Source organism: Halococcus sediminicola (assembly GCF_000755245.1).
GTDB lineage: Archaea > Halobacteriota > Halobacteria > Halobacteriales > Halococcaceae > Halococcus > Halococcus sediminicola.
On the sequence record NZ_BBMP01000026.1, the window covers coordinates 34,827 to 53,211 of the forward strand.

Sequence of the window (18,385 nt, forward strand, 5' to 3'; positions counted from 1 at the left end):
GTGAAATGCGACGGTCTTAACTGCCGTCTGAGTAAGTGGGGGTATGTCAGAGACAGTCAACCCCTTCGAGAGCCTCCAGGCCCAACTCGACGCGGCCGCGGAATTTCTCGATATTTCGGAGGGCGAACTCGACCGGCTCAAACACCCCGAACGCGTGCTCGAAACCACTCTCTCGGTCGAGCGCGACGACGGCTCGCTGGCGACACTCGAAGCCTTCCGCTCGCAGTTCAACGGCGACCGCGGTCCCTACAAAGGGGGGATTCGCTACCACCCGAACGTCTCACGCGACGAGGTGAAGGCGCTGTCGGGCTGGATGGCCTACAAGTGTGCGCTCGTCGACGTTCCCTTCGGCGGGGGGAAGGGCGGTATCGTCATCGACCCGCACGACTACTCCGAAACCGAACTCGAAGCCATCACGCGGGCGTACGCCGCCGAACTCCGGCCGCTGGTCGGACCCGAACGCGACGTTCCGGCACCGGACGTCAACACCGGCCAGCGCGAGATGAACTGGATCAAGGACACCTACGAACTGCTCGAAGACACGACCGCCCCCGGCGTCGTCACCGGCAAGGCCATCGCCGTCGGCGGCAGCGAGGGTCGCGTCGAAGCGACGGGACGATCGGTGATGCTCACCGCCCGCGAGGCATTCGAGTACTTCGACGTCGAAATGGACGGCGCGACGGTCGCCGTACAGGGCTACGGCAACGCCGGCGCGATCGCCGCCCGCCTGCTCGAAGACCGCGGCGCGACCATCGTCGCCATCTCCGACTCCAGCGGCGCGATCTACGACCCCAACGGACTCGACACCGAGGCGGTCGGCGACCACAAGACCGAGACCGGCAGTGTCACGGGCTACCCACACACCGACGACCTCACCGACGAGGAGCTGCTGACCCTCGACGTTGACCTCCTGATTCCGGCGGCGCTCGAAAACGCCATCGACGAGGAAATCGCCGAACAGCTCGCAGCCGACTTCGTCATCGAGGCCGCCAACGGCCCGCTCACACCCGCCGCCGACGACGTGCTCGCGGAGCGCGACGTCTACGTCCTGCCCGACATCCTCGCCAACGCCGGCGGCGTCACGGTCTCCTACTTCGAATGGGTGCAGAACCGCCAGCGCTTCCACTGGTCCGAAGAACGGGTCAACGACGAACTCGAAACCGTCATCGAGGACGCCTTCGCGGCGCTCATCGACACCTTCGAGGACCGCGACCTCCCGAGCCTGCGCACCGCCGCCTACGTCATCGCCATCCAGCGCGTGCTCGACGCCGCCGAGAAGAACGGGCGCTTCCCCTGAAAGCCCTCGGCTCGCGCTGACGCGCTCGCTCGCCCTTTCAATGTCCACCAGGCCCGCACAGCACCACATTGCGCGCGCCGGGCGCGTGGCCCGGCACGCGCTCAAGCCCCCATCCCTCCCCGTGCGGCTGCGATGACCGTCATCGCAGCCGCGTGGCACTCCTACCGAGCAACTACCGCCCGCACCACCCGCCACCGCAACCACACCGCACAGCCACCATACTGCAAACGGCCGACAGCACCGCTCAAATTCCCAATATCAGCGGCCCCATCAGCACGCCCATCAGATGCACGCGACGCGCACCCAGTTTTGCCGGCACCAACCCGACCAGCGCGCTCGCACAGAACGCGCCAACACCGATGAATCCCGAAAAGAGGTACGCGAGCGCGAGCAGCAGGCAGAGCACGCCCACCGAGAGGAACGTGTAATCGACCCGCCCCACCGTCCGCAGATAGCGGTCGCCGACGACCGGCACGAGCACGAACCCGACACCGGCCGCGAGGACGACTCCCGACAGTAGCAACGGAAGGTCGAGCGGCACGCCGGTCGAATCGAGCGCGACCAGTACACCAGTTCGGGGCGACCCGAGCGCCACGAGTGCAAAGAGCGCGAAAATCGTATTAGAGGTGTTGACGCCGCTCGTCGCGACCAGAAACCCGCGTGCGCCATCGTCGTTCGGGACTGCGGGCAGCGTCACCGTCGCCGCGACGGCCGCCGACACGCCCGGCAGGTAGCCGACGACCGCACCCGACAGCGTGCCCGCGAGCGCCGTCAGCCCGACCGTCCGCCGGGGCGTCGTCACCGCCGCATCGGCCTGTTCCGGTACACCTGCTCCGTCGATGGCCTCGATGAGGACAGGAGCACCGAACAGTCCCGCGAACAGCGGCATCAACATCCCACCGCTTGCGAGCGGCGCGCTCGGCTCAATGTCGAGGGTGAGCCAGCCGAGTCCCGCGCTCAGAAGGAAGGCGACCAGACCTCCGAAACGCGCCGGGTTCGAGCGCTCGGTGAGTATCAAGAAGAGCGCGACGCCACCCAACACGAGCGGCAGTCGCGCCCGCACCGCCGGATACACCGCGATCATCAGCTCCGTCATCGGGAGCGCGAGCGGCACGGCCAGCACCACGGCGAGCGCGCTCCCGAGCGCCGACAGCCGCAGCGCCTCGCGCCCGCGGCCCGCGACGACGAGCCGATGGCCCGGCAACGCCGAGGCGGCCATCGCCGCGTCCGGGACACCGAGTGCAAGCGCCGGCACGACGTCCAGAAACGTGTGCGTGACGCCCGCGGCGAGCATCGCCGCCCCGACGAACAGCGCCGGACCCGGAACCCCCGGCGCGGCCGCCGCCAACAACAGCGCGAAGTTGTTCGCGTGCAGGCCGGGAACGAGACCGCTCACCGTTCCGAGCACGATCCCACCGAGAACGAACCCGAGCGCAACGAGTCCCGACTCCGGGGCGAACACCACGCTCTCGGTCAGCGACACCATCCATCACGAGGTGGCTGCGTCATCCAACGTAAACGCTCGCACCGCTCTCCGCGAAAAATAAATCGAGAATTGGATGGGTCGGGAGGTGGCTGCTCAGCCGAACAGCTCGCCGAGACCCTCGCCGCCTGCGTCGTCGTCATCGTCGTCTTCTTCCTCGGCTTCCGCTTCCTCTTCGGCCTCGGCTTCGTCGGCCTCGTCCGCGCCGGTGTCGGCCTCGCCGCCGGCTGCCGCGCCGCCAGCACCGCTCGCGGGCACCGCGGCGGCCTGCTCGACGGCCTCCTCGATGTCGACGTCTTCGAGGGCGGCCACGAGCGCCTTCACACGGGACTCCTCGACGTCCGCACCGGCCGCTTCGAGGATGTCCGTGACGTTCTCTTCGTTGATCTCTTCGCCCGTCTCGTTCAGGATGAGTGCTGCGTAAACGTATTCCATTGTTGTTGGGTTGGTAGTCGCTGATAGTCGTTAGCCGAACATCGCGCCGAGACCCTCGCCGCCCGCGTCGTCATCATCGTCGTCCTCGTCCTCCTTGGGTTCGGTTTCGGTCTCGGTGTCGGCCGATTGGTCGTCGTTCGATTCGTCCTCGTCGCCTGCTTCTGTGGGGACCTCGACGCCGCGGAGCTCCTCGGGCAGGGCCTCCTCGTCGTCGATGTTGGCCGCGAGCGCACGCATCTGCGCGTCCGCGCGGTTCACGAGGTCGTCGGCGAGGGCCGGGCTGGCGATGGCTGCCTCTAACCCGAGGCTCTTGGCTTCCGTACTGCCCTTGCCGAGCAGCGTCCCGGCGGTCTGTGCGGTCGGGTAGGCCGCGTTGACCGAGAGGTTCCTCCCGGCAGCGGCCGCCGCCGCGACGTCTGCGCGGTACTCGTCGATGTCGATGGCTAGCTCGTCGGGCTCGAACAGGATGCCGTCGGCGTACACGGTTCTGAGATCGAGACCCACTTCCTTGGGTTCGATTTCGAGTTCACCGAGGACGTTCGCGAGGGTCTGTGAGACCTCCTCGCCCTCCTCTAAGACTGTGGAATCCTCGGTGACGTGAATCGACCCGTCCATGATGCGCGCGGCCGCGCCGACCTGTTGGAGTTCGCCGACGAACGGACCGGGGTCGATGCCGGTGTCGCCCTCGGGAATCACGATCGGGTTCGGCGCGATCTCGCCGGCGTTGATCGGGGCCGGCGTCTTCGAGGCCTCCAACTGTCGGTAGAGACCGAACGGGTTGGCGTCGGCTCCGATGAGTCCGACCTGCCCGTCGACCTCGTCGACGAGGTCCTCAACGCCGCCGTCGGCGTCTTCGAGCGCGCGCACCAGCAGCGTGTTGCGCGCGACGCGGAGTTCAGCCGAGCCACGGAGGTCGCGACGCATCGCCTGCAACTGGCGGCTCGGAATGCCCGCGATGGAGACGACGCCGACGCTCTCGAACTCGCCGATGAGGTCCGCGAGGTCGGCGACTTCTTGTCGTTTCCACTCGGGAATCGTCTCGGTGCGATGGTCGCCGGCTTCGCCCTCGGCGGCCATCAGGCCACCTCCACGGCCGGTCCCATCGTCGTCTTCACGTACACCGTGTCGATGTTGAGGGGACCTTTTTCGAGGTCGGCTTCGAGTCGCCGGACGATGACGTCGATGTTGTCGGCGATCTCGTCGGCGCTCATGTCGGCCGCCCCCACCCGCGTGTGGAAGGTCCGTCGGTCGCGGCTCCTGAGCTGCACGGTATTCTTCATCCGGTTGATGGTCTCGACGACGTCGTCGTCGGGCTGGAGCGGCGTGGGCATCTTCCCGCGCGGCCCCAGCACAGTACCAAGGTAGCGACCGATGTCCTGCATCATGCCGGCTTCGGCGATGAAGAAGTTCGTCTCGCCCGCGAGGTCCTTCGCCTCGTCGTCGTCATCGCCGAGTTCTTCGAGGTCGTCGCCGTCGAGCACGTCGTCGGCGACCTCCTCGGCGCGGAGGGCGGTCTCGCCCTCGGCGAACACGACGATACGGGTCTCTTGGCCCGTGCCGGCTGGAAGAACGATGCTTTCGTCGACGCGGTTCGATGGGTCGTTGAGGTCGAGATCGCGCAGGTTGACCGCGAGGTCCACCGTCTCACCGAAGTTTCGCGGTGGGGCCTCGTCGAGTGCGCGTGTCACGGCCTCCTCTATGTCCTGATCTGCCATTATCCACCTCCGTAGTACGCCTTCGCGGCTGCTACGGCGTGAAACAGGCGACGCCTGTCTCGGCCTAAAACCACCGCCGTGTGTGTTTAAACCCGTCGAAGCGAACCGACTACTCGACGAGGTCGCGCTCGCTGTCTTGGCGGTCCCACTCCAACTCGAACTCGACGCTTCGCTCGGTCGAGCCGAATCGCGACGACTCCTCCTCGACCTCGACTTCGAACTCGCAAGGGTCGGTCGGGTCGATGTAGACGTGCTCGCCGCCGACCGCGAGGGTGAGTTCACCCTCGCTGCGCAGCTCCTCGGCGAAACTCTCGAAGACGTCGGCGATCGCCGCACGGCTCAACTCCTGTTCGCTCTCGTATTCTTCGGACATGCCAACGGGGCTACTCCGGAGCAATCCCTAAACCTACCGGTACCGTTCGATAGTGTGATACGCCGTCGAGAACCGGTTAACCGCTCTACGCGGCGGCTTCCTCGGCGAGCACGTCGTCGTACTGACCGTCGTCGACGCGCTCGCCGAAGGTGCGCGCGTCCTCGCCATCGATGGTCACGCCGAGGGTCACACAGGTGCCGGCGACCTCCTTGGCGGCGTTTTTCGTGTCGTAGGCGAGCAGGTCGGGACCTTTCTGTTCGGCGACCTGTTTGACCTCCTCGACCGTGATATCGGCGACGAAGTCCTTCTGTGGCTCGCCGCTGCCCGTCTCGAAGCCCGCGGTGTCCTTGACGAGTGCCGCGGTCGGCGGTACACCAACGGAGATGGAGAACGCGCCGTCGTCGTCGTATTCGACTGTGACGGGGACTTCCATCCCGTCGAAGGCTTCGGTCTGGTCGTTGATCTCGGCGACGACCTCCTGGACGTTCACCGGCGTCGGGCCGAGTTCCGGGCCGAGCGGCGGACCGGGGTCCGCCTCCCCGCCGGGAACGAGTGCTTCGATGGTTCCAGCCATGAAATGGCAAATCGTCGCCGCGAGGTTAAGGATTACTTTTCTACTGTCGGTCGGCAGTATCTCCCACTCTGCTGCGCGAGCGTTTCGCTGTCTCTCGGTTGTCGTGAAAGTGCCACGCGAGTTCCGACCGCCAGTATCAGCGAGTGGATGTGAAGGACTTTTCGACGCCCACCTCTCACACTCACCCGATGGGGCTTGAAGACGAAATCGAAGACCTCCGCGAGGAGATAGCGGAGACGCCATACAACAAGTCCACGGAGGCCCACATCGGCCGACTGAAGTCGAAACTCGCCGAGAAGAAAGAGAAACTCGAAAACCAGTCCTCCGCCGGCGGCGGTCAGGGCTACTCGGTCGAACAGACCGGCGACGCGACCGTGGCGCTCGTGGGGATGCCGAGTGCGGGGAAATCCACACTCCTCAACGCCCTCACGAACGCCGAAAGCGAGGTCGGTTCCTACGAGTTCACGACGCTCGACGTCAATCCCGGCATGCTCAAACACAAGGGGGCGAACATCCAACTGCTCGACGTCCCTGGCCTGATCGAAGGTGCGGCGGGCGGGCGCGGTGGCGGGCGAGAGGTGCTCTCGGTGATTCGGACCGCTGACCTCGTGGTGTTCGTGCTCTCGGTGTTCGAAATCGATAAGTACGAACCGCTCGCGCGGGAACTCTACGAGAACAAGGTCCGCCTCGATACCGAACCCCCGAAGGTCCGCATCACGCCCAAAGGAAAGGGCGGTATCGACGTCACGACCGGTCCCGAGGTCGACCTCGAAGACGACACGGTTCGGCAGGTGCTTCGCGAGCGCGGCTACGTCAACGCCGACGTCGCCATCACCGAGTCGGTGGACCTCGACGGACTCCTCGACGGGATTCTCGACAACCGGGTGTATCTGCCGTCGCTCGTCACCGTGAACAAGGCCGACCTCATCGAGCGCGACTATCTCGATACCGTCAACGAGGATCTCCGCGAGCAGGACATCGACCCCGAGAGGGCGATCTTCATCAGTGCCGAAGTGGAGAAGGGTCTCGACGCGCTCACCGACCGTATCTGGGAGGAGCTCGAACTCATCCGCATCTACATGGACAAACCCGGTCGTGGCACCGACTACGAGGAGCCGCTGATGCTTCGGGCAGGTCAAACCGTGGGCGACGCCTGCGAGAAACTCGGCGGGGAGTTGGAAGACCGATTCCGCTTCGCCCGTGTGTCGGGTCCGAGCGCGAAACACGACGACCAACAGGTGGGCAAGGACCACCAGCTCCGCGACGAGGACGTGCTCCGTATCGTCGCGCGCCGGTGATGAGGGGTCTCTCGGTCCGGCGACGGCTGCTCGCCGTTCTCGTGCTGGCACTCGTGCCGTGGACGCTCCTCTCCGGGGGTGTACTCACGCTCGTCTTCCCGTTCGGTCTCGTGAACACGACGCCGTTGCATCTCACACCGCTCGTCGATTACCTCCGCTACACCGGCGGGTTCGCCGCACTCCCGAGTTTCCTGCAGGCGTGGCCGACGAGCGTGTTGCTCTATCTCGGCGCGCTCGGCAGCGCGTTCGGGGGTGTGATGGGTCGCGAGGACCGGCGTGTGACCGGTGGACTGCTCGTGCTCGCCGGCCTCGCCCACGCGGGTCTCGCGGTCGGCTTCCTCCGCATGGGTCGGCTGGCGGTTCCGCTCGGGTCGCTGTTCGCGTTCGCGCTCGCGTGGTGGCTGTACTGGCCGGCCATCCGCCGGACGGTTCCGTAGGCTTTTGCTCCCGGACGGAGTACGACGGGTATGGACGCGACGCTCGACCACACGATGATGCGTGTCGAGGATCTGGACGAGGCGACCGAGTGGTACGCAGACCACCTCGACTACGAGGAGAAAGGGCGCATGGAGGCCGATAGCTTCACGAACGTCTTCATGGGTCCCGAGGGGATTCACGACGAGGGCGCGCTGCTCGAACTCACCTACAACCACGACGGGCGCTCCTACGAGATGGGCGATGCGTGGGGCCACATCGCCGTTCGAGTCCCCGAGGGCGAACTCGAAGCCGCCTACGACGAACTGATGGACGAGGGTGTCGAGGACTATCGCGACCCCGAATCCTGCGGCGGGCGCTACGCCTTCGTGAAGGACCCCGACGGCCACGAGATCGAGATCGTCCAGCGCGACCACGGCGCGCGCTGGAGCATCGACCACACGATGATGCGTGTCACCGACGCCGACGCGCACATCGGCTTCTGGACCCGGAAGTTCGAGTACGACGAACGCCCCGCGGGCCGCTGGGAATCGGACGACTTCGCGAACTACTTCGTCGAGCCAAGCGGCGCTGCCGACGAGGCGATGAGCGTCGAACTCACCTACAACTACGACGACCGCTCGTACGACCTGGGCGACGCGTGGGGCCACGTCGCGGTTCGGTGTTCTGACCTCGACGAGGCGTGGGACACTCTGATGACCCGCGGCGCTGCGGACTACCGCGACCCCGAATCCTGCGACCATCAGTACGCCTTCACGAAAGACCCCGACGGTCACGAGATAGAGGTCGTGACGCGGTAGCTCGCTTTTCACTTCGGGAGAGTTTGAAAACCTCCGTCGGGGATTTTCGCCTTCACGGGACGGTTTCGCCGTCTCGAACGACATCGCGCGCGGACAGCAGTCACTCGCCGCGACCGCACCGCCGAAGCCCGGCCACTCCGCAGCCTCGCCCTTCGTCCATCGGGACCCACCGCCGGTCACGGCCGGCGCAAACCTGTGGGTTTTAATCGCGCGAGCGGGTATCGCGGCGCAATGGACGTGGGTTCGGCCGACAGCTTCACGCGGATGGGCACTCTCGGAGTGGAGGAGGAGTTTTACGTCGTCGACGACGCGGGCCGGCCCACGGCGGGTACCGACGAACTCGTCTACGAGACCGATCCACCCGAAATCCTCGACGAGCGACTCGACCACGAACTGTTCAAGTTCATCATCGAGACGCAGACGCCCGTCTGCGAGGGATTGGCGGAGGCCCGCGAGCAGTTCGTCGCCGTCCGCGAGGCGCTTGCCGACCACGCCGCCGTCCACGGCTACGGTATCGCGGCGGCCGGTCTCCATCCCGCCGCCCGGTGGCGCGAACTCGAACATGCCGAGAAGCCACGGTACCGTTCCCAACTCGACCGTATTCGGTATCCACAGCATCGGAACACGACCGCGGGGATTCACGTCCACGTCGGCGTCGACGACGCCGAGAAAGCGACGTGGATAGCGAACGAACTCCGCTGGTTTCTGCCCATCCTGCTCGCACTGTCGGCGAACTCACCCTTCTGGAACGGGTTCGACACCGAACTCGCCTCCGCGCGCGCGAAAATATTCGAGAACCTCCCCAACACGGGGATGCCGACGGCGTTCGGTGGCTTCGACGAGTTCCGGCGCTTCGAGCGGCGGATGGTTGAGTTGGACTCCATCGACGACCGCGGCGCGCTCTGGTACGACGTGCGCCCACACACCGGTCACGGCACCGTCGAGGTGCGCGCGCCCGACGGTCAGTCGAATCCTGACTACGTGTTCGCGTTCGTCGAGTATGTCCACGCGCTCGTGATGGATTTCGCCGAGCGCTACGAGGAGCGCTCGGAGCCGTGGGCGGCGTATCGCTCCGGACAGGGGGATGGACTGCGCCGGGAGTTCCTCGACGAGAACAAGTGGCGCGCGCTCAGGTATGGCCACGAGGCGTCGTTCATCGACCGCGAGGGCACCGACACGATCGAACTGATGGAGGTCGTCGAACGTGAGTGCGAGCGCCTCGGTATCGAGGGGATCCGTGCGGTCGCGGATGCAGAGAGCGGTGCGACCCGGCAGCGCCGCCTGCTTCGGGAGGAGGGTCTCGACGCGCTCTGTGCGGCGCTCGTGCTGTGAGGAAGGCTTTTGCCCGGCGACCGATTGGTATGGATATGGACGACGCCGACGATGTCGAACCGGCCGACGTGCGCGAGGAACTCGACCGCCAGCGAGCGGACGCCGGGGACGAGCCGATGGACGGTGGTCTCGTCGACCTGCTCTCACGGGCGCTCGACACCGACACGCGCACGCGGGTGTACGTCTTCCTCCGCCGCCGACCGCACTCGACCGTCGAGGAGATCGCGGAAGGAACGGGGCTGTATCCGGGTGCCGTCCGTCGGGTTCTCGACGACCTCCACGACGAGCGGGTCGTCGAGCGCCGCGGCACGGACGACCCGACGTACACCGCCGCACGACCGGACGAACTCCTCGACATCGCCAGCGGGCGACTGCGCGACGAACTCGAAGAGATGTTCAGCCCGCGTCGCCACACCGGCCGGTCGTCCCGGGGCGAGCGCACCGAACCGGTGACGATACCCGTCGAGGAAGAACGATAACGGCTGCGGAGCGACACCACTAAGCCACGGGCGGGTCTGTGGCGGGTATGAAGGTCGCGCTCGGCGGCACGTTCGATCCGATTCACGACGGCCATCGACGGCTGTTCGAACGTGCTTTCGAGCGCGGCGACGTCACCGTGGGGCTGACGAGCGATTCCTTGGCACAGGAGACCAGACACGAGGAGCGCTACGTCCGCCCGTTCGCGGAGCGCCGGGCGGACCTCGACGGCGAACTCGCAACCCTCGCCGAGGAATACGACCGCGAGTACGAGATCCGTGAACTCACGGAACCGACCGGCATCGCTGCCGAGGAGGATTTCGACGTCCTCGTCGTTTCACCCGAGACCGAAAACGGCGGCCAGCGGGTGAACGAGCGCCGCCGCGAGCGCGATCTCGACCCGCTCGACATCGAGGTCGTCGACCACCTCACCGCGGCCGACGGCGGCATCGTCTCCAGTACGCGCATCGTCAACGGCGAGATCGACGAACACGGCAATCTCACGCCCGAACGCGAGGGTCGCCCGCATCCGGAGTGATCACCACGCCGGCGGTTCGAGACCTGCTTCTTCGAGCGCGTCCCGCCACCGATTCTGGACCGTGAGTCGGGCGACGCCGACCGCCTCGGCGACCGCCGACTGGGAGCGCCGGTCGCCGGCGATGAGCGCGCCGGCGTACAGACTCGCCGCGAGCGCCGCCCGCTTCGAGCGCTCCTCGTCGGGGACCGTCGAGAGGAACAGGTCGGCCGCGCGCTCGCGCGCCGCCGCGTCGAGGGCGAGGTCCGTGGCTGCCGCTTCGAGTTCGGCGAGCCACTCCTCGTTCGCGAATTCGTCGCGCGCCCGGTACACGACCGTCCGGACGGACGGCGTGAACTAAACGTTGGCGTCAGCCCGGAACGGCGCTGGCGCTTCCGCGACCCATCCGCCAGAGCAGCGCGAGGATGGGCACGAAGAGCAGCCCCGCGACGACGAACGGCGACCAGTAGGCGACCGCCACGTAGAGGAGTCCGGCGGCGGCCGGGCCGAACGTCCGCGCGAGACTGCCCGCCGACTGGGTGAGCCCGAAGGCCCCGCCCTGTGCGTCCGCATCGGCGTTCAACGAGACCAGCGCGTTCAGCGAAACGTTCGTGAACGCGTTGCCGAGTGCGAGCGGCGTCGCAACGAGCGCCAGTCCCACCGTCCCCGACCCGATTGGTCCAAGAGAGGGCACGAACGACCACGAAATCGAGAACGGGACGAGCGCCAGCGTGACGAGCTGGATGGCCGCGCCGGCCAGCGCGAGGCGGTGCTCGCCGAAGCGATCGGTCAGCGGGCCGATGAGACCACCCTGCACGACCGCGATGACGACGCCGATGTACGTGAGGAGGACGGCGTTGCCGGCGGTGCCCAGCCCGAGTCGGTCGTTGGTGAGGAAGATGAACTCGCTCTCGAACGCCGAGAAGGCAAAGGAGGCGAGGAAGAAGGCGACGACGAGCGGTCCGATGGCCGGCGACGTGACCGCCTCGTACAGCCCGCGCAGCCGCGAACCGGCGGTCGCTTCCGTGGTTGTCTTGCGGCGCGATGGTTCGGGGAGGACGACGAACGCGAGTCCGAGATTCAAAAGCGAGAGGACGGCCGCGGCGAAGGAGGGCATCGTGAACTGCGAGACCGGCACGAACGCCGGGAGCACACCCTCGAAAAACGACAGCGCGAACGAACTCGACATCACGCCCGAGATGGCCGGGCCGAAGACGAACCCGAGACCGAACGCCGCGCCAAGAATCCCGATGCCGCGGGCACGGTCTTCGGGCGGCGTGATGTCCGCGATGTAGGCGTTGGCGGTGGCGATGTTGCCGCCCATCGCGCCGGCGAACGCCCGCGCGACGAACAGCACGACGAGTCCGTTCGCCGCGCCGAGCAGCGGCCCGAGTTCGCCCGCGACGCCGAACAGCGTCCACGCGACGACGCTTCCGAGCAGCGAGAGCAGGAGAATCGGCCGCCGCCCGTGGTCGTCGGAGAGTCGTCCGAGGACTGGCGCGCCGACGAACTGAAACAGCGAGTAGGTGGCGATGAGCAGGCTGCCGATGAACTCGTTGGCTCCGAAGAATTTGGCGTACAGCGGGATGACCGGGATGAGGATGCCGAAGCCAAGCAGGTCGATGAAGACGACGAGAAACAGCGTGGCGATGGCCCGTCGCCGATCGATGCTACCCGATTCGCCGTCGGTTTCGTCGGCCATGCCCGCTCACTCGTGGGTGATGGCCGTCTCGTAGGTTTCGAGGGTCGGGTGGCCCTCGAACATCTCCGTCGGCGCGTCGCCGCCGTGGGCGTTCCGGAACTGCTCGCTGTCGGTCCACGCCTCGAAGTCGTCTTCCGATTCCCAGTAGGTCTGTGCGACGTAGATGTTGCCGTCCTCGGGCGGCACGAGGAAGTCGAACCGGACGAACCCCGGCTGTTCGGCGATGTCCTCGGAACTCTCGGTGAAGCGCTCGACGAGTTCGTCTCCGTAGCCGTCCGCGACCGTGAATCGGTTCGCTGCAACGAACATACCACCCCTTGTCCCGCAACCAGTATAAGCCTATCGCAAAAATGGACGACGTGATAATCTGAAATGGATTATAGATTCAGCTCGACGCGGTTCGGGGGTCGGTGGGTAACGTCGGCATCGAGGTAGGTTGCGAGCCGTTCGAGGACGCCGTCGTCGGCTTCGGTGCCGTGGGGGAGTCGGACGGGAATCGTCTCCACCTCCCCGATGACGGGGTCGTCGGCCATCGCGACGGCGAACAGTTCTTCGGGGGTCACGGGCGTGTCCGAGCGGATGCGGTCGGCGGTATCGGCCACGGAGGTCCCGTACTCGGCGCGAACGTCGAAATCGACGGCGACCTCGGCGGTGCTGCCGAGCGTGTCGGCGGCGTGGACTTCCTCGGCACGGCGCACGGCGGGGACGAGCACGCGCTCGAAGTCCATTCCGCTCTCCTTCAGGCCGAGATAGGTAAACGAGAGCATCGAGAGCACGCCGTCGACGAATGCCGGGTCGTCGACGGTGTCGAAGATCCCCGCTCTGTCTTTCGGTTTGAGCGCATGGACGAGCAGCGTGAAGTCCTGGATGGCGTTGACGACGCGCTTGCGGATGCGTGCCTCGGCGTTCCGGCGCGACTGGTCGTGTGTCATCTCGGTCTCGCCGCGGAGGAACGCCCGATCAGCCGGCGAGAGGACGCCACGAGGTCTATCGGCGTCGTGGTCCATACTACGCCTTGGACGCCCGGCGACAAAGGGGTTCGCGGTCCGCCCTCGATGCGATCGACGCCGAACTCAACCACCAGGGTACGGAGCCGAAGGATTATCCAGCGCGCTCGCCAACCCGAGGCATGGCTGCCGTCGAGACGATATACACCACGCCGGAGGGGTCAGCGCCGATGGAGACCGTCGAGGGGATCGAGGCGGTCGAACGCCAAGGCCTGCGCGGCGACCGCTACATGAAGGGCACGGGCTACTACTCGGGCATGGACGAGTGCGAGGTGACGCTCATCGAGAGCGAGGCCATCGAGGAGATTCGAGACGACTACGACATCGATCTCTCGGACGGTCGCCACCGGCGCAACATCGTCACGCGCGGCGTCTCGGTCCAGGACCTGCTCGACCAGGAGTTCCGCATCGGCGAGGCGACCTTCGAGGGAACGCGCCCGCGCCCGCCGTGTGCCCACGTCGAGCAGGTCGCCGACGAGTCGGGCGTCGCCCGCGCACTCAAAAATCACCGTGGTGGCATCTGCGTCAGCGTCGTCGGGGGTGGCGAACTCCGCGTCGGCGACGAACTCGAAGTGCTCGGCGAGACCGACGGCGAAGACGTGGCCGACGCCATCAAGAGCCGGCTGACGGGCCAGTAAACGACAGGTTCTTTTTCGACTCGCCGGAAGTCAGGCCGCGCGCGGGTAGCCAAGCTTGGAAACGGCGCAGCGCTTAGGACGCTGTCCCGTAGGGGTCCGCCGGTTCAAATCCGGTCCCGCGCATCCACTTTTTGCTGCGCTCAGTCGCTTCGCCCCCGCTTGCAAAAACGTGGGGAAAAAGCCGGCGTCACCCCTCCGGGGTTCCTTGGCCCGCTCACTCGCTGCGCTCGTTCGCGGTTCTGTAAACTCACCCGCAAACAGCCACCCGCGTGCAGCAGGCCATCGAAATCGGCACGAAATCGCTCAGCGTAAGCTACTTGTTATCGTAGTAAAATTCGTTCGTATGAAGCGGCGCTGGTTCCTGATACTTGGCTTCGGAATCATCGTGAGCAATCTGGGATTTCTCTTCGCTTTCGATACGACGGTTCTCGACAACCCAGCGACCGCTGCGATGAACAGTGTGCTCGTTCTCGGTGGTGTCCTGATGGCCATCGGCGGCGCGGGCGTGCAGCCACAGGGTAGATGGTATCAGTTCGTCGGCGCTGGTGACGTCTTGATCGGTCTCGGGATGACCGCCTCGTACTTGCTGCCGATTGTGTACGGAACATCGCCCTACGGCAGCACCGAAGGCATTCTTCTCGTCATCTGTGCCGTGGCCGGCGGCGGGTCGCTCGCGTTCATGGGATTCGACTGGATCCGCGGTGGGAAACATTTCGATCTCTCGACGTTCGAGCGGGGTCCAATTCTCGCCTCGAAATAGACTTAAAAACCCCTGTCACGCCGTCACGACGGTTATGCTTCGGGAGTCGTAGGGAGGATTATGAGCATCCGGACACGGATGAGCGGGCGCGTCGAAACGGCCAGAGTCACCGTCGAGGAACGCATCGAGGCGCTCGCGGGCACCATCGACGAGAAGGCGCTCTACGCCGGTATCGCCGCCACGTTTCTGGTAGGCTTACTCTCGCTGGTCGTCCCCATCATCCCGTTTTTCGGATTTATCACCGGTGGTGTCGTCGGCGGGTTCATCGCGGCCTACGCCGCCGGCGGGTTGGTGCGCGGGACCGTCCACGGCGTCGTCGCGGCGGTCATCGGTGGGGTCGTCCTCGCCGGTCTGGGCGTGGGGCAGGCACTCCTCTTGGGGTTCGTCTTCATCGAGACGCCGACGATAATCGGGCAGTTCACACCCCCGATCTCGGCGGTGTTCTCGCGCCAACCGCTGCTCGTGCTCGTTGCTACCGTTGTGATTCTTCCGGCGCTCGTGGGCTTCGACGGCGCTATCGGCGGTGTGGTCGGCAGCGCACTCCGCTGGGTACGCAATCGCCTCGCCTGATCATCCTGTGGAGTTTTCGAGAATCAGCCCGTAGACCAGTCCCATCGCCCCGCCGTAGAGCGCCCACGCCACGACGCCGACGACGCCACCGACCGTCAGGTAGGGGACGGGTACCGACAGCCCCATCACGAACCGCAGCCAGACCGGCAGGGCGACGAGTTGGAAGAGCACGCCGACGCCCACTCCGTACAGTTGGCCCACCCCGGCACAGGTGACGCCGAGCGCCGAGCGCTTGAGCAGCGGCACGAGCAGTTTCTGGAGCGCCGAACTCCGCGACGAGAGCATGATGACCGTGTTCGCAAAGGAGTTGATGGAGCCGGAGACGAACGCGACGAACGGGATCCCGAAGAGGATCCCGAGCGCCAACAGGACGTACCAGCCGCCGTTGAGCGAGTAGAGACCGACGATACCGCCGATCTCGTAGACCATCTCCGTTCGATAGAGACTCATGACGAGACCGGCCTGCAGCGCGCCGAACAGTCCGCCGATGACGACGCCCTCGACCGCGGTCATGTCGATGCTCGGCGAGAGCCGCGAGCCGAGCGCGGCGAGGCGCGAACGGGCAGCCATACTCGATGACCCAGTCATCGAGCCAAAAGCCTTCGGCGGGGTCATCGCGGCCCCTTATATAGGGATTAGTAAAATTTCTCGGAATTGTCCTTTTGGAAACGAGGGCGCAGAATTAACCGACACGGAGAATATATGGATACTTTTGCTACTCCCTATCCTACTCCGATTCAGGTCGTGCCGGCGAACGGGTCGACCTCCGAGGAGCGCTGGTCGATGAGGACGAGCTGATACTGTGCGACCTTCGAGGGGGCTGTTTCGAGCGCCTGTGCGTCGAACTTCCAGGTCTGGCCCACCTCGAAGTTGCTCTCGCTGTCGGAGGCGTGACCGATGTCGGTGCCAGAGCGGTCGAAAAACCGGGCGTACGCCGCGATGAAGTCGAGGTCCACATCGCCGCGGTTCGCGGCGCGACCACGGACGCCGCCCGACCCGCTTCGGTAGAACTCGTGGTCGAGCAGGCGGAGTCCCTGACTCGTCGGCGGGTCGCCGGCGGTATCGATCCCGCCCGAGCCGTTCGGGGTTCCGTTGACCGCGATGCGGCGTGCATATTTTCCCTCGCCAGCGCCGAGACAGCCGGCCAAAAGTCCCACGCAGCCGCTGCCCACGCCGGCGAGCACTCGGCGTCGTTGCATGCCCCGAACTCACACGCGGCGCTCAAAAGCCTGTGGACGATGGTGAAAATTGGCAGGCACGGCGGCTGCTCGGACTAGTGATAGGCGAGACGAACGCCGGTGTCACAACCTTTTTGCGGTCCGGGAGAGCGCTATCGAGTACGAATGGCGAACGTACGCGGGCTTGTCGGCGAACTCGTCGAAGGGATCGAGACGGTGGTGTTGTTCTCGCCGAGCGCGGCCTACTACGAGCGCTGCAAAGACATCAAGGACGTCTCGGTGGTCGTCTGTGCGCCGACGAACGGTATCGGCGCGGAGCGGTTCGTCGAACTCCCGCTCGAGTTCGTCGACGCCAAAGAGCGCATTCGCTTCGGCGTCGAGGGCGCGGCCGAGGAGGGGTTCGTCGCCGAGGGTGACGAAGTGGTCTGTGCGCTGAAACTGTTCGACGACGTCATCGACGGCGTCTGTCGGGTGCGGGTGGGTGAACTCAATCACTCCGGCGTGTACGACCTCTTTACGGCCTCCAGGGCCGACCCGGAGGTCATCAGCGCCGTCGTCGACGTGGCGGTCGAACTCGGCCAGAAGGGCCAGAAGGGCAAACCGGTCGGCGCGCTGTTCGTCGTCGGTGACGCCGGCAAGGTGATGAACAAGTCCCGACCGCTCTCCTACAATCCCTTCGAGAAATCACACGTCCACGTCGGCGACCCCATCGTGAACGTGATGCTGAAGGAGTTCTCCAGACTCGACGGAGCCTTCGTCATCAGTGACTCGGGCAAGATCGTCTCGGCCTACCGGTATCTCGAACCGAACGCCGAGGGCGTCGACATCCCCAAGGGTCTCGGCACCCGCCACATGGCCGCGGCGTCAGTGACCCGAGATACGAACGCGACGGCGGTCGTACTGAGCGAGAGCGACAGGCTGGTGCGGGCGTTCAAGGGCGGCGAGCTGATCCTCGAACTCGATCCGGAGGAATACTGATGGCCGACCTCGGTACGCTCGTTCGCGGTCTTCTGAGCGGTCGACTCGACCTCGTGTTGGTCCTCGTCGTGCTGATCGTCGGCGTGCTGGTGGGCTATCTCGTCGTGCGGGTGGGCAAACGGACGCTCACGGCCGCCGGCGTCGGCGAGGCCGTCGAGGGCACCACGTTCGAGCGCGCGGCCGGACGACTCGGCAGTTCGACGGTGTCGGTGCTCGCGGGGCTGTTCGGGCTGTTCGTCGTGTTGGTGTTCGTCGTGCTCGCGCTCACCGTCGCCGCCGTGCTCGACGCGCGGCTGTATCTCCGTCAGTTCATCAACTTCCTTCCGCAACTGTTCGTCGCCGCGCTGGTCGTCGTCTTCGGTCTGGTCGTCGCCGACAAGGCCGAACTGCTCGTCTCCGAGCGCCTGCGAAGCGTCAAACTCCCCGAGATCGGGCTGCTCGCGCTACTGGTGAAATACAGCATCATCTACGTCGCGGTGTTGCTCGCGCTCGGCCAGCTCGGCGTGGCGAACGTCGCCCTCCTCATTCTGCTCGCGGCCTACGCATTCGCCGTCGTCTTCCTCGGTGGGCTCGCCTGCCGGGATCTCCTCTCGGCGAGCGCCGCCGGGTTCTATCTCCTGCTCGCCGAACCCATCGCCATCGGCGACGAGGTCCGTATCGACGGGCGTGCGGGCATCGTCCAGGAGGTCGACGTCCTCGTCACCCACGTCGAGGACGACGGCGAGGAGTTCATCGTCCCGAACGACCGCGTCTTCCGGTCGGGCATCGTGCGCATCCGATAGCTCCGCTAGTCCTCGTGTCTGTTGGGCGAACCGCCTT

24 protein-coding genes and 1 tRNA gene are annotated in these 18,385 nt (G+C 65.9%); 13 read left to right on the forward strand and 12 right to left on the reverse strand.

Going from position 1 to position 18,385, the window contains the following annotated elements; all coding sequences use genetic code 11:
- Positions 1 to 43 precede the first annotated feature (43 nt).
- Positions 44 to 1,297 (forward strand): Glu/Leu/Phe/Val family dehydrogenase, encoded by a 1,254-nt coding sequence (locus ACP97_RS16585; protein WP_049998956.1) that lies wholly within the window; start codon positions 44 to 46, stop codon positions 1,295 to 1,297.
- A 244-nt stretch (positions 1,298 to 1,541) separates the two neighbouring features.
- Here the strand turns inward: ACP97_RS16585 and ACP97_RS16590 are convergent, their stop codons facing one another.
- The 6 genes from ACP97_RS16590 to ACP97_RS16615 form a co-directional block, all read right to left on the reverse strand.
- Entirely contained in the window at positions 1,542 to 2,783 is a 1,242-nt protein-coding gene (locus tag ACP97_RS16590) for a tripartite tricarboxylate transporter permease (protein WP_049998957.1), read from the reverse strand.
- Positions 2,784 to 2,876: 93 nt separating this feature from the next.
- On the reverse strand, positions 2,877 to 3,215 hold the full coding sequence (gene rpl12p, locus ACP97_RS16595) for a 50S ribosomal protein P1 (RefSeq protein ID WP_049998958.1): 339 nt from the start codon (positions 3,213 to 3,215) through the stop codon (positions 2,877 to 2,879).
- Positions 3,216 to 3,245: 30 nt separating this feature from the next.
- Positions 3,246 to 4,292 (reverse strand): 50S ribosomal protein L10, encoded by a 1,047-nt coding sequence (locus ACP97_RS16600; RefSeq protein ID WP_049998959.1) that lies wholly within the window; start codon positions 4,290 to 4,292, stop codon positions 3,246 to 3,248.
- Complete coding sequence (locus ACP97_RS16605; protein WP_049998960.1) at positions 4,292 to 4,930, reverse strand: 50S ribosomal protein L1; 639 nt, start codon at positions 4,928 to 4,930, stop codon at positions 4,292 to 4,294. Before ACP97_RS16605 ends, ACP97_RS16600 begins: the two co-directional genes overlap by 1 nt.
- Positions 4,931 to 5,039: 109 nt before the next feature.
- On the reverse strand, positions 5,040 to 5,303 hold the full coding sequence (locus ACP97_RS16610; RefSeq protein ID WP_049998961.1) for an amphi-Trp domain-containing protein: 264 nt from the start codon (positions 5,301 to 5,303) through the stop codon (positions 5,040 to 5,042).
- Between the two features lie 85 nt (positions 5,304 to 5,388).
- Positions 5,389 to 5,877, reverse strand: a complete 489-nt coding sequence (locus ACP97_RS16615) for a 50S ribosomal protein L11 (protein ID WP_049998962.1) — start codon at positions 5,875 to 5,877, stop codon at positions 5,389 to 5,391.
- Between the two features lie 188 nt (positions 5,878 to 6,065).
- Between ACP97_RS16615 and ACP97_RS16620 the strand changes: the two genes are divergently transcribed.
- From ACP97_RS16620 to ACP97_RS16645, 6 genes are all read left to right on the forward strand, one after another.
- The gene (locus ACP97_RS16620; protein ID WP_049998963.1) at positions 6,066 to 7,175 is read left to right on the forward strand and encodes an OBG GTPase family GTP-binding protein; all 1,110 of its coding nucleotides are present in this window, start codon (positions 6,066 to 6,068) and stop codon (positions 7,173 to 7,175) included.
- Positions 7,175 to 7,612, forward strand: coding sequence for a TIGR04206 family protein (locus ACP97_RS16625; RefSeq protein WP_049998964.1), 438 nt, complete (start codon positions 7,175 to 7,177; stop codon positions 7,610 to 7,612). Before ACP97_RS16620 ends, ACP97_RS16625 begins: the two co-directional genes overlap by 1 nt.
- 30 nt (positions 7,613 to 7,642) lie before the next feature.
- Entirely contained in the window at positions 7,643 to 8,410 is a 768-nt protein-coding gene (locus ACP97_RS16630) for a VOC family protein (protein WP_049998965.1), read from the forward strand.
- 231 nt (positions 8,411 to 8,641) lie between these two features.
- A complete protein-coding gene (locus ACP97_RS16635; RefSeq protein WP_049998966.1) occupies positions 8,642 to 9,742 on the forward strand; it encodes a glutamate--cysteine ligase in 1,101 nt (366 codons plus the stop codon).
- A 35-nt stretch (positions 9,743 to 9,777) separates the two neighbouring features.
- Positions 9,778 to 10,221 carry a winged helix-turn-helix domain-containing protein gene (locus tag ACP97_RS16640; protein WP_237561225.1) on the forward strand — a complete coding sequence of 148 codons (444 nt, stop codon included), beginning with the start codon at positions 9,778 to 9,780 and terminating at the stop codon, positions 10,219 to 10,221.
- Between the two features lie 47 nt (positions 10,222 to 10,268).
- Positions 10,269 to 10,757, forward strand: a complete 489-nt coding sequence (locus tag ACP97_RS16645; protein ID WP_049998968.1) for a phosphopantetheine adenylyltransferase — start codon at positions 10,269 to 10,271, stop codon at positions 10,755 to 10,757.
- Here ACP97_RS16645 and ACP97_RS16650 read toward each other — a convergent pair whose 3' ends face one another.
- The 4 genes from ACP97_RS16650 to ACP97_RS16665 form a co-directional block, all read right to left on the reverse strand.
- A complete protein-coding gene (locus ACP97_RS16650) occupies positions 10,758 to 11,066 on the reverse strand; it encodes a hypothetical protein (protein ID WP_049998969.1) in 309 nt (102 codons plus the stop codon).
- Between the two features lie 37 nt (positions 11,067 to 11,103).
- Positions 11,104 to 12,435: an MFS transporter gene (locus ACP97_RS16655; protein WP_049998970.1), complete on the reverse strand. Its 1,332-nt coding sequence runs from the start codon at positions 12,433 to 12,435 to the stop codon at positions 11,104 to 11,106.
- Positions 12,436 to 12,441: 6 nt separating this feature from the next.
- Positions 12,442 to 12,744 (reverse strand): antibiotic biosynthesis monooxygenase family protein, encoded by a 303-nt coding sequence (locus ACP97_RS16660; protein ID WP_049998971.1) that lies wholly within the window; start codon positions 12,742 to 12,744, stop codon positions 12,442 to 12,444.
- A 68-nt stretch (positions 12,745 to 12,812) separates the two neighbouring features.
- The gene (locus ACP97_RS16665) at positions 12,813 to 13,442 is read right to left on the reverse strand and encodes a hypothetical protein (RefSeq protein WP_049998972.1); all 630 of its coding nucleotides are present in this window, start codon (positions 13,440 to 13,442) and stop codon (positions 12,813 to 12,815) included.
- A 122-nt stretch (positions 13,443 to 13,564) separates the two neighbouring features.
- On the opposite strand from ACP97_RS16665, the gene ACP97_RS16670 reads away from it, so the two are divergent.
- From ACP97_RS16670 to ACP97_RS16685, 4 genes are all read left to right on the forward strand, one after another.
- Positions 13,565 to 14,080, forward strand: coding sequence for an MOSC domain-containing protein (locus ACP97_RS16670; RefSeq protein WP_049998973.1), 516 nt, complete (start codon positions 13,565 to 13,567; stop codon positions 14,078 to 14,080).
- Between the two features lie 39 nt (positions 14,081 to 14,119).
- Positions 14,120 to 14,203, forward strand: a tRNA-Leu gene (locus ACP97_RS16675).
- A 220-nt stretch (positions 14,204 to 14,423) separates the two neighbouring features.
- Positions 14,424 to 14,840 carry a hypothetical protein gene (locus tag ACP97_RS16680; protein ID WP_049998974.1) on the forward strand — a complete coding sequence of 139 codons (417 nt, stop codon included), beginning with the start codon at positions 14,424 to 14,426 and terminating at the stop codon, positions 14,838 to 14,840.
- A gap of 60 nt (positions 14,841 to 14,900) precedes the next feature.
- A complete protein-coding gene (locus tag ACP97_RS16685) occupies positions 14,901 to 15,410 on the forward strand; it encodes a hypothetical protein (RefSeq protein ID WP_049998975.1) in 510 nt (169 codons plus the stop codon).
- Here ACP97_RS16685 and ACP97_RS16690 read toward each other — a convergent pair whose 3' ends face one another.
- Positions 15,411 to 15,980, reverse strand: coding sequence for a hypothetical protein (locus ACP97_RS16690; protein ID WP_049998976.1), 570 nt, complete (start codon positions 15,978 to 15,980; stop codon positions 15,411 to 15,413).
- A gap of 167 nt (positions 15,981 to 16,147) precedes the next feature.
- Positions 16,148 to 16,609 (reverse strand): FxLYD domain-containing protein, encoded by a 462-nt coding sequence (locus ACP97_RS16695; protein WP_237561226.1) that lies wholly within the window; start codon positions 16,607 to 16,609, stop codon positions 16,148 to 16,150.
- A gap of 144 nt (positions 16,610 to 16,753) precedes the next feature.
- Between ACP97_RS16695 and dacZ the strand changes: the two genes are divergently transcribed.
- Positions 16,754 to 17,566 (forward strand): diadenylate cyclase DacZ, encoded by an 813-nt coding sequence (gene dacZ / locus ACP97_RS16700; protein ID WP_049998977.1) that lies wholly within the window; start codon positions 16,754 to 16,756, stop codon positions 17,564 to 17,566.
- A complete protein-coding gene (locus tag ACP97_RS16705) occupies positions 17,566 to 18,348 on the forward strand; it encodes a mechanosensitive ion channel domain-containing protein (protein WP_049998978.1) in 783 nt (260 codons plus the stop codon). The genes dacZ and ACP97_RS16705 overlap by 1 nt, the downstream gene beginning before the upstream one ends.
- Positions 18,349 to 18,385: the final 37 nt, after the last annotated feature.

Excerpts from the sequence above, each read along its gene's own strand:
- ACP97_RS16635 (WP_049998966.1), top strand. The coding sequence starts at position 8,642 with ATGGACGTGGGTTCGGCCGACAGCTTCACGCGGATGGGCACTCTCGGA.
- rpl12p (WP_049998958.1), bottom strand. The coding sequence starts at position 3,215 with ATGGAATACGTTTACGCAGCACTCATCCTGAACGAGACGGGCGAAGAG.
- ACP97_RS16680 (WP_049998974.1), top strand. The coding sequence starts at position 14,424 with ATGAAGCGGCGCTGGTTCCTGATACTTGGCTTCGGAATCATCGTGAGC.
- ACP97_RS16645 (WP_049998968.1), top strand. The coding sequence starts at position 10,269 with ATGAAGGTCGCGCTCGGCGGCACGTTCGATCCGATTCACGACGGCCAT.
- ACP97_RS16630 (WP_049998965.1), top strand. The coding sequence starts at position 7,643 with ATGGACGCGACGCTCGACCACACGATGATGCGTGTCGAGGATCTGGAC.
- ACP97_RS16585 (WP_049998956.1), top strand. The coding sequence starts at position 44 with ATGTCAGAGACAGTCAACCCCTTCGAGAGCCTCCAGGCCCAACTCGAC.
- ACP97_RS16605 (WP_049998960.1), bottom strand. The coding sequence starts at position 4,930 with ATGGCAGATCAGGACATAGAGGAGGCCGTGACACGCGCACTCGACGAG.
- ACP97_RS16660 (WP_049998971.1), bottom strand. The coding sequence starts at position 12,744 with ATGTTCGTTGCAGCGAACCGATTCACGGTCGCGGACGGCTACGGAGAC.
- ACP97_RS16620 (WP_049998963.1), top strand. The coding sequence starts at position 6,066 with ATGGGGCTTGAAGACGAAATCGAAGACCTCCGCGAGGAGATAGCGGAG.
- ACP97_RS16685 (WP_049998975.1), top strand. The coding sequence starts at position 14,901 with ATGAGCATCCGGACACGGATGAGCGGGCGCGTCGAAACGGCCAGAGTC.
- ACP97_RS16690 (WP_049998976.1), bottom strand. The coding sequence starts at position 15,980 with ATGGCTGCCCGTTCGCGCCTCGCCGCGCTCGGCTCGCGGCTCTCGCCG.
- ACP97_RS16655 (WP_049998970.1), bottom strand. The coding sequence starts at position 12,435 with ATGGCCGACGAAACCGACGGCGAATCGGGTAGCATCGATCGGCGACGG.
- ACP97_RS16625 (WP_049998964.1), top strand. The coding sequence starts at position 7,175 with ATGAGGGGTCTCTCGGTCCGGCGACGGCTGCTCGCCGTTCTCGTGCTG.
- ACP97_RS16615 (WP_049998962.1), bottom strand. The coding sequence starts at position 5,877 with ATGGCTGGAACCATCGAAGCACTCGTTCCCGGCGGGGAGGCGGACCCC.
- ACP97_RS16600 (WP_049998959.1), bottom strand. The coding sequence starts at position 4,292 with ATGGCCGCCGAGGGCGAAGCCGGCGACCATCGCACCGAGACGATTCCC.
- ACP97_RS16590 (WP_049998957.1), bottom strand. The coding sequence starts at position 2,783 with ATGGTGTCGCTGACCGAGAGCGTGGTGTTCGCCCCGGAGTCGGGACTC.
- ACP97_RS16705 (WP_049998978.1), top strand. The coding sequence starts at position 17,566 with ATGGCCGACCTCGGTACGCTCGTTCGCGGTCTTCTGAGCGGTCGACTC.
- dacZ (WP_049998977.1), top strand. The coding sequence starts at position 16,754 with ATGGCGAACGTACGCGGGCTTGTCGGCGAACTCGTCGAAGGGATCGAG.
- ACP97_RS16610 (WP_049998961.1), bottom strand. The coding sequence starts at position 5,303 with ATGTCCGAAGAATACGAGAGCGAACAGGAGTTGAGCCGTGCGGCGATC.
- ACP97_RS16670 (WP_049998973.1), top strand. The coding sequence starts at position 13,565 with ATGGCTGCCGTCGAGACGATATACACCACGCCGGAGGGGTCAGCGCCG.
- ACP97_RS16665 (WP_049998972.1), bottom strand. The coding sequence starts at position 13,442 with ATGGACCACGACGCCGATAGACCTCGTGGCGTCCTCTCGCCGGCTGAT.
- ACP97_RS16640 (WP_237561225.1), top strand. The coding sequence starts at position 9,778 with ATGGACGACGCCGACGATGTCGAACCGGCCGACGTGCGCGAGGAACTC.
- ACP97_RS16695 (WP_237561226.1), bottom strand. The coding sequence starts at position 16,609 with ATGCAACGACGCCGAGTGCTCGCCGGCGTGGGCAGCGGCTGCGTGGGA.